Below are 8,545 nucleotides of genomic sequence, written 5' to 3' on the forward strand. Positions count from 1 at the left end.
TGAGGCGTGTTCGTTTGCTATTCTCTATCTTCCATTCTCCATCCTCACTTCTATACCAGCTAAGCTGTGGAACAACTGACGCGGGTTGTTCCGGTTCACTAGTCACCAGCGTTCGACGGGGCCGCTGGGGACGGGGACATGCATGTCGGGGAGTGCGTCGCGTGAACCGGTGTGCGGACCGACTTTGTTGATTTCGCGGAGCGCATCTTCAAGTTCTTCCCGCGTTTTGGCCTGGTCGAAACGATGCCGAAGGGCGGACCGGACCCGCATCGACTTCAGGTACCAATGCCCCATACGACGAAATTGCCCAATCGCAATCTCGAAGCCCAGCTGATCTTCCAGGTAGAGAAACTGTTGCCGAAGGAGTGAGAGCCGATCATCGAATCCACCCGCAGGTTGATAGTGTCCTGCGTTGGTTTCCCATTCCACGAGTTGTCGAAAAATCCAGGGGTTTGCGAGGGCACCACGACCAATCGAAATCCCAGCACACCCGGTATCTTGGAACATGCGAATGGCGTCGGGAATGGTGCGGATGTCGCCGTTGCCGATGACAGGAATCGATTCGACCGCCTCGACAACTTGACGAATGCCGTTGCGATCGACGCTGCCGGAGAACCCTTGACTCCGGGTACGTCCGTGAATCGCGATGGCCACCACGCCGACTTCCTCGAACATTCGGGCAAATCGCGGAGCGGTAATGTTGTGTTCGTCCCAACCTAGTCGCATCTTCACGGTCACCGGAAGCGAAACCGCCTCCACAACGCTGGCGACCATCCCCACAGTCCGGTCGGTATTTTGCATCAGACTCGCACCCGCGCCGGTCTTGGTGACATGATCGACCGGGCAGCCCATGTTGATATCGATCGAATCGACACCACGCTCCTCGAGGATTCGAGCGGCATCGGCCATCACTTGCGGATCATGACCGAAGATTTGCACCGAAAGCGGAGCATCGTCTGCGGTTGTTTCGATGAGTTGTTGACTGAGTCGACCGCCTTCGACCAAGCCGCGGGCGTTGACCAAGTCCGTCGTTGCCAGTCCCAATCCGCCCAGCGGACGAATCACCCGGCGAAACGGCAGATTCGTGTAACCGGCAAGTGGTGACAGCAGATACCGCGAAGCCAGTTCCAAGGAACCGTACCGAAGCGGCGTGTCGAAATTCAGTGGTGGAGAAACCGGCATCATCAACTCGAAATGAAAAGTACAGGCTCCAATTTAGCGAATGGCTTGCTACACTAAAATACCCACACTTTGAACATCACCGAGGAGTCTCGATTTCATGTATCCATCCGCCGATCCCACGTTGCTCGATCTTTGTGACGAGGTTCGTAAAAAGACGTTGAAACGACTGGAAGATGTCACCGAAGAGCAAGCACGGTTTGTGCCGTCGGGGTTACAGAACTCCATTCTTTGGCACGCCGGTCATGCGTATGTCGTGACCGAATGGCTGACCATGGGGGCAATGGCTGCGGAGACAACTTGCCCGGACGGTTGGTTCGAGATGTTTAGTTGGATGAGTAAACCGGAAGAAGTTTCCGCAGATGCTTGGCCGACGTTGCAGGAAGTTGTCCAGCAACTTCGGGTACAACACGGCCGATTGCACTCCGCCATTCAGAATATTGCCGCCGAACGACTCGACCAACCCGCTGCCGATGACGCCACCGTCAGTGTGCGGTTTCGAATCATGCATGGTTTTCACGACGAAGCTTGTCATTCCGGCGAGATTTGGTTGCTCCGCAAGATGCAAGGAACATAGCGACAAGAGGCAAGTGACCAGGGCCGATTTCATCTGAAAACAACGAAGCAACGCCCGGTGAGTGATTCTCGCCGGGCGTTGCTTTGGGAAATTCTGGCTACGGGAATTACACCATTGGTTCGGGTTCGCCGGTGGTTTTTTTACCGGGGCGACCTTTGAACAGCCGGAAGCCAAGGTCGGTCAGTACCAGTGCTCGCAGGCTGATCAACAAGACAATTAACACGCCAAACGCCAACCAGCGATTGCGTTCGTCTTGCAGGAAAACAATGCCTTGCCCGATTGCTGGTTCCGGCCCTTGAGGGGCTTCGAGTCCGTATTCCTGGGCGAGTTGCTCGATTTGCACGAGATGAATAATCGGGGTGCCTCGTCGTGCGAAGCGGCTCATTACGGAATCCACTGCCAAAGCCCGGGTGGATGGACTCTTGTTGAGTCCCGGGTGGTAAAGTTTCTTTCCGACCGAACGCCCGACCGAAACCGTCCCGCCACCGATGTTGATGTAGCACTTGTACTCATTGCCCCGTGAATGTTGATCGTAAATCTTCATCCGGGTATCGATCGACTCCATAAAATCGTCGGTATCGATCTTTTTGAGATTGTTCCGGGCGATGGCTTCCTCGACGATTTTCTGGCCCTCAGCCGGCAAATTCAAACCGGCATCTTCTTGGCCACCGACAGAACAAGCGACCGAACGATGCTTGATCAAACCGGCGTCGTACAATTTGGCTTCCATATCGATCCAGAGCAGCTCCGGGAAGTTGGCTCCGAACTGCGATGCGCCGGCACTCGAAATGATGATCGGGTTGACTTCCATTTCCTCCATGGCTGCATACACCGCCAAGTTCAAGGCAGGAAACGATCCTGAACAGCCCACCGCGACCAAGTCGCCTTTCTGGACGCCGGCTTCAAGAAGCATGTCGTAAATCACCGCAGCAAAATTCGGATTGGTGGAAAGCTGCTTGGCGGGGAGGTGTCCTGGGACGGTCGTGATGGGCGTCATTTGGGCGCCGATCAAACCGCTTTCGGACAAGTCAATTTCCGGGTCGATCGTCAAGCCGTAGGCAATACGGGTTTCTTTGATGATCTTTCCGGCTTCGATTTCGCGTTCGACCGCTCGGATTTTTCGATCGTAATGCGGTTGCTTGGTGGGTGTGCGGAACACCTCGACGGCACCCATGCCGACAATTGCCAGCACGGCGACGAGAGCCACAACGGCTTGAGAAACAGTTCGGGGACGCCAATAAACACGTTTCATAGGGGCATCACTCCCGTTCCCAGATCGACACCAAGGACGATGAGAATCAGACGAACCGTGACAGAGGCGGTAATGAGAATCGAGAGTGTTTCCACGAGTCCTTGTCGATCAATCCAGATCGCGAGCAAACCGGGGATGATAAAGCCGATGACACGGAGTTCCGTTGGACGAAACCCGCCGAGAGGCAAACCGGTGGATGGGTCAGTCGTTTGGCTGACGTCGATGAGCGATTCCATCGGCACCGCCTGGATAATGGTGCCCACCAGATAGCCGACGAGAATCATCATCACCGTCCGGCGTTTGCCGAAGATGATCACGACCATCGACATGGCGTAGACGATCCAATATGTGATCAAAGCCGCCGCGAGTGTCAGAGCGACATCGAGCGGTCGGTCGAGAAACATCGCGAAGTAACCGGGAACGACCATCCCCCCGGCGGCGAGTCCGAATAGTTCGGAGAACAACAAACTGACGACCAGCCCCACGCCGATCGCCGTTGAAAGCGGGTCCATTTCTTAGGCTCTTGAAAGATTTGTAGGGTGCGTCGTGACGCACCACAATCTCACGCTGAATGCAGGTGCGTCACGACGCACCCTACAAAAACTCGTCTCGACTCTTGGATTTCAGGTTTTCAATTCTTTGCCGAACGCGGTTTCGCCGGTTTCACTGCGGTTGCGGAAGTACCGCAGCAGTTCCAAACCGGGGCCGCCGATGTTCGCCATGCCCATGACAAGCGCCGATTTGCCGGCGATATCAATGACGCGTTCGAACACCTCTTCCACGCGGTTTTGTTCGGCGATGATGATTTTTCGTTCGTCAACACCTGCGTTGACCGCATAGCGTGCGAAGATGTATGTCCCGGAACCGATCAATAAATAGTGATCGGCGGCTTGCCATTGCGGCAGGACTTCGGCCAATTGACGCGAACGGTCTGGTCGGTCACCTCGGCAATTGAAAATTGCAATGCGCCGTTTGACGTCTGGGTAGCGCTCGATGGCCATATTCCAGATGCGTTCGGTCGATTCGGGGTCGTTCGCTGCGAAACCGTTGACGAACACGATGCGTCTGCCGAACCAATCGAGTTCGGCGACGGTCATCATGCCGGGGTCCCGGTTGACTTGCCACATGCCGGGCAGGGCAACATTCTTCGGCACGCCCAGGTCTTCGCAAACTTTTAATGCGAGTGCGACGTTCTCGGCGTGTTCGATGTACGAAAACCCGGCGAGATCAAGCGGTGTAATCGCGGCGACGTCTTCTTCGGTGCTGGGGATGAGTTGGCAATTCCGGTCCGCACAGACTTTCCGGAAGATATCGAGATGGCGTCGTTCGGCGGTAAAGAGTTTTTGACCGGCCGGCACCATTCCCGCGAGCGCCCACGCCACGTCTGTTTCACCGGGGCCCATCACATCGAGGTGATCCGCTCGGGCATTCGTGATAACGGCGTGCGTTGCATTCACCAAGCGGGCTTGCGAGAGCCATTGGAGGTAGGGAATCAATGCCATGCACTCAATGACGAGTGCTTCCGCGTGATGCGCGACGGCCGTTCGCACGATGCGAATTTGCTCGATGACGTTAGTTTTTCCCGGGCGGAAAACCGGGTACTCACTGCCATCGGGGAGAATCATGCGGGGCAACGTACCGGTGGTTTTGGCACAGGTTCGCAGTCCGCCGGCCATCAAGCCGCCCGCGATCAACCGCGTGACACTGGACTTGCCGCGTGTGCCGTTGACATGCACGCGGGTGCCGATTTGCTGAAGTGTGCGACGATGTCGCCACGATTCCAGCATACCCATACCAGCCATCAATCCGGTTGTCCCGGCGATCACCAAACCACCGTCCATCCACGTTGTCCGTCCGTTAAATTCCCCCGTGCTGGCGTCTTGCCGATTGAAAAGCCTCGTCGTGAGCGCGTTGGCGGTATTCTATCGTTACGCAACCAATACGCGAGTGCTGAATTCGAAATTTTTTCGAAGCTTTCGTTGCGGATCGATAGGAATTTACTCCGCGTCTCGGTGAACGGTCTGCGGGGTGAACGCTGGCAGACAAACTGCAATGTATTCCGCTCCCTCCGCTCCCGGCGTGCTATAGCGAACCCATTCGCCACGCGAAATTTGAATCGCCTGCCCAGCGGCAACTTGGAAGGTTCGCTCTTTGGTTTCGACCTGCAACTCACCTTTCAGCACGACCGTGTATTCATCGAACTCCGGTGTCTGCCCACATTCGCTCCAACCGGACGGACTCACCATGCGGGCGATGCTGACGGCTCCGTTCGATGCGTCTGCTCCGATGAATTCCTCGATGGTCTTCGGCGGTGAGCCATGGGCCTGGATGCGTTTCGGCTCTGGAATGATTTGGGCCATTGATCATCCTGTGAGAACACTGTCGAAAATTGGCTGTGTTAAGGGACTTCGGAAATGTCGAAGCACGCCATTTCCCCCGCGTTGCGAACGAGAAGTTTGCCCGGCACCACGACCGGGTGTCCCCATGTCTTGCCATCAATCGCTTGGAATTTCAGCAAGACCGGTTGTTTCGATTCGTTCACGTCAACAAACGTGACTTCGCCTTGCTCGCTAAGCACCACAATCACCCCGTCGGCAAGCAGCACCTGACCGAACCCAAACCCACCGCGTTTCCGCCAGAGAAGTTTGCCTTTCTCCATGTCGAAGCCAGCGAGAATGGTTTCATTCAACCCGTACACGGTGTTGCCGTCTTGAACGGCGTCACCGAATTTGAGTTTGAAACGCGTGGAGTCTTCCCAATCGGTTTTCGCGGCGGACCATTTACCGTCGGTCTGTTTGACGCGAATCAACGCACTTCCGACACCGTAACCGGTGCTGAGCAGAATCGCGCCGTCGTCCCGCAAGATCGGCATCGCGACGTTGACTTCCGGTTGGTTCGACCATTCGAACTCCCACAGTCGTTTGCCGGATTCCGCATCGTGACCGGCGAGTCCGTACGCATCGAAAATCAGAATCTGTCGGACGCCATCAATCGTTGCCAGGATCGGCGCGCTATAACTCGCGCCGCGGAGTCCATCCGACCAGAGTTTTTTGCCGGTTTCGGCGTCGTAGGCGGTCAAGCTGGTGGGGTTCTTTCCGTCGCTGCCGGGGTTGACGACGACTTTGCCATCGAAGACCAACGGAGACCCCGTCATACCCCATTCAAGGTTGTCGACCCCGGCGTCCTTGAGGATATCGGTCTGCCAAAACTCTTCGCCGGTGTGCGGATCGAGGCAATTCAGAATCCCCGTCGCACCGAGGGTGTAGAGCCGGTTATCCGCGAAGGTCGGAGTCGCCATCGGTCCGGTTCCCGCACGCGGTTCAGAGAATCGCACGCCCTCATCGCGATGCACCCACAGTTCGTTGCCGGTTTCCAGATCGTAACAAACAACGCATTCGTCTTCCCCAATTTGCATCTGGGTGAAGATGTGACCGTCGACCACCGCAAACGAAGACCACGCCGGACCGACTTTGCGTCGCCAAAGTTCCTTCGGTTGTTTGCCATTCCATTCGCGGGGCATGGTGACCGATTCGTAGACACCATCCCGCCCGGTGCCCCGGAACTGCGGGCAATCCCCGTTTTGCACGGTCAGTGGTTCGACCTCGGTGGCCGGTTCGTTGTCCGCAGTGTCGGTTTGTCGGGCTTCCTGTTTCTTACGGGCGGCTAGGAATTCTTCTTCGGCGGACGAATCTCCACGTCGAGAAAATCGGGGACGGAAGTCGCCCCAGAAGCCTTCGAATTTGTAGTACTGCAACGCACCCGCGATAGCCGCACCCGTGGTTGCAAATCCGACAAACAGAGTGATCAGCCGCGTCTTCCAGGAAAAAGGTGCCAGCACAACCCACCAGACGAGCGTCCAAAACACGGCGGTCGGCGGGACGATGTAAAACATCATGATTTGATTCGTACGGTCGTCCTGAAACATGTTGTGCAACACAAGATGCACAGTCGTGGCTACGATCCAAATGGCCGCGAGAATCACAAAACGCGTGGTGAGAGACCATCGGGTGGTCATCGGGGATCGTTCTGTTTCTTCGCTCATGCTTCCTAGCTTTCGTTCGTGACTTCCAAGTTTGGCTTTTGAAAAATCTAACGGTTTTGCCGACCAGCGCACAGGGACACGACGGTTCTCGTTCTGAGCGGAATAAAAGGCCGGACTCGGGGAAAATCTCGAGTCCCCCGTTCCTCGTCAGAGAAAATTTGGAAAAATGGGCAAACGGAACCGAAAATGAGATACAGTGAGAGGTCGGTCGCGCATTCTAGCTGTGACAAGTTTGTTCCGGAGCAACTCGCGCGTGATTGCAAGTCGTCTTTCGAGACTGACAGCATGGTTTTCGCGATCGCACATGCCCACGCATGTGTCGAACGAGCACCGTCCGTCCCGCGACACCACCCGCACTCAACGCGCGTGGATGATCGGCGTGTGGATCTCCGCGACGGTGCATTTGGCGTTGTTCGGCTTGCTCACATTGTGGTGGTTTCAGACGGACTCAGACGCCTCCTACGATTTGATGCCGTTGACGGTGTTGCCGTCGCGTGTCGAACCAACGCCGGAGTTTGAGCATGTCATCACACCCACGGAATCACAACCCAGCGAACAGACGGAGTCGCTGACCGGTGGTGGAAAAACGGGGGCGGATTCCTCCCCGGTGCCAATCGAAACCGCACCGCAACTCCCGACCGACAAACCGCTGATCGTCACGACCCACCCAGGCAGCGAGGAACTTTCCGACCATCTCAACGAAACCATCGCAACATCGGTTCAGAGTGAGATTAATCGACTCTTCGAAGCTGGCGGAAACGGGGCCGGTGACGGCACCGGCGAGGGAAGCGGGTCCGGTCAGGGTTTCTTCGGCATGAAACAGCCCGGCAAGAGTTTCGTGTTCGTGGTCGATTCCTCCATGAGCATGAACGCACCGCACGAAAGCGAATGGGGCACACGTTTTGGACGTGTGCAAGTTGAATTAATTCGTTCCATTGCGGCACTCGATTCGCCACAACGATTCTTTGTGATCTTTTTCAACACACAGGCGTTGCCGATGCCGACACGCGGGTTGCTCGATGCGGAACTTTCGAACCGTAAGAAGTCGTTACACTGGGTCGCGACGATGCGACCGGCCGGTGAAACCGATCCTCGACAAGCCCTGGCCCTTGCGTTGCGACTGAAGCCGGACGTGATCTACTTTCTGACCGACGGGGACTTCTCGATCGAGATCAAGAAGGAGTTGATCGGGCTCCGCCAACAACGCACCAGCGTACACACTTACGCTTTCGGCACCCGCGACGGCTCCTCCATCCTCCGCCAAATCGCAAGACAAAACGGCGGCGAATTTCACTTCGTCCCGTAAGTCCGCGTAGGGTGCGTCGCGACGCACCCTACTAAGAACTCGGTTGCCAAGAGTTTGAACCCTCTTCCGGACGCGGTGCGTCCGACCTCTCCCCCAGGGAGAGGTCGAGCCGTAGGCTCGGGAGAGGGCATTCCTCCTACATCAACCCACGACGTTGCAATTCCGCGACGACGTTTTGCACGATCGCTC

The 8,545-nt window shown here is 56.4% G+C and carries 8 protein-coding genes; 2 read left to right on the plus strand and 6 right to left on the minus strand.

The window, feature by feature from the left end:
* Window positions 1-102: 102 nt before the first annotated feature.
* Window positions 103-1,185 carry a tRNA dihydrouridine synthase DusB gene (gene dusB, locus AC5DDB_RS29455; protein WP_491743351.1) on the minus strand — a complete coding sequence of 361 codons (1,083 nt, stop codon included), beginning with the start codon at window positions 1,183-1,185 and terminating at the stop codon, window positions 103-105.
* Between the two features lie 94 nt (window positions 1,186-1,279).
* Here dusB and AC5DDB_RS29460 point away from each other — a divergent pair, with 94 nt between their 5' ends.
* The gene (locus AC5DDB_RS29460) at window positions 1,280-1,756 is read left to right on the plus strand and encodes a DinB family protein (protein WP_491743352.1); all 477 of its coding nucleotides are present in this window, start codon (window positions 1,280-1,282) and stop codon (window positions 1,754-1,756) included.
* Between the two features lie 106 nt (window positions 1,757-1,862).
* Here the strand turns inward: AC5DDB_RS29460 and pgsW are convergent, their stop codons facing one another.
* From pgsW to AC5DDB_RS29485, 5 genes are all read right to left on the minus strand, one after another.
* Window positions 1,863-3,008 (minus strand): poly-gamma-glutamate system protein, encoded by a 1,146-nt coding sequence (gene pgsW / locus AC5DDB_RS29465; protein WP_491743353.1) that lies wholly within the window; start codon window positions 3,006-3,008, stop codon window positions 1,863-1,865.
* A complete protein-coding gene (gene pgsC / locus AC5DDB_RS29470) occupies window positions 3,005-3,520 on the minus strand; it encodes a poly-gamma-glutamate biosynthesis protein PgsC (RefSeq protein ID WP_491743354.1) in 516 nt (171 codons plus the stop codon). The genes pgsW and pgsC overlap by 4 nt, the downstream gene beginning before the upstream one ends.
* A 111-nt stretch (window positions 3,521-3,631) precedes the next feature.
* Window positions 3,632-4,849 carry a poly-gamma-glutamate synthase PgsB gene (gene pgsB, locus AC5DDB_RS29475; RefSeq protein ID WP_491743355.1) on the minus strand — a complete coding sequence of 406 codons (1,218 nt, stop codon included), beginning with the start codon at window positions 4,847-4,849 and terminating at the stop codon, window positions 3,632-3,634.
* A 156-nt stretch (window positions 4,850-5,005) separates the two neighbouring features.
* Window positions 5,006-5,368 carry a cupin domain-containing protein gene (locus AC5DDB_RS29480; RefSeq protein WP_491743356.1) on the minus strand — a complete coding sequence of 121 codons (363 nt, stop codon included), beginning with the start codon at window positions 5,366-5,368 and terminating at the stop codon, window positions 5,006-5,008.
* A 38-nt stretch (window positions 5,369-5,406) separates the two neighbouring features.
* Window positions 5,407-7,023, minus strand: a complete 1,617-nt coding sequence (locus AC5DDB_RS29485) for a PQQ-binding-like beta-propeller repeat protein (protein WP_491743357.1) — start codon at window positions 7,021-7,023, stop codon at window positions 5,407-5,409.
* A 331-nt stretch (window positions 7,024-7,354) separates the two neighbouring features.
* Between AC5DDB_RS29485 and AC5DDB_RS29490 the strand changes: the two genes are divergently transcribed.
* On the plus strand, window positions 7,355-8,356 hold the full coding sequence (locus AC5DDB_RS29490; protein ID WP_491743358.1) for a vWA domain-containing protein: 1,002 nt from the start codon (window positions 7,355-7,357) through the stop codon (window positions 8,354-8,356).
* The last annotated feature ends 189 nt before the right edge of the window (window positions 8,357-8,545 follow it).

The organism is Thalassoroseus sp. (genome assembly GCF_984380535.1).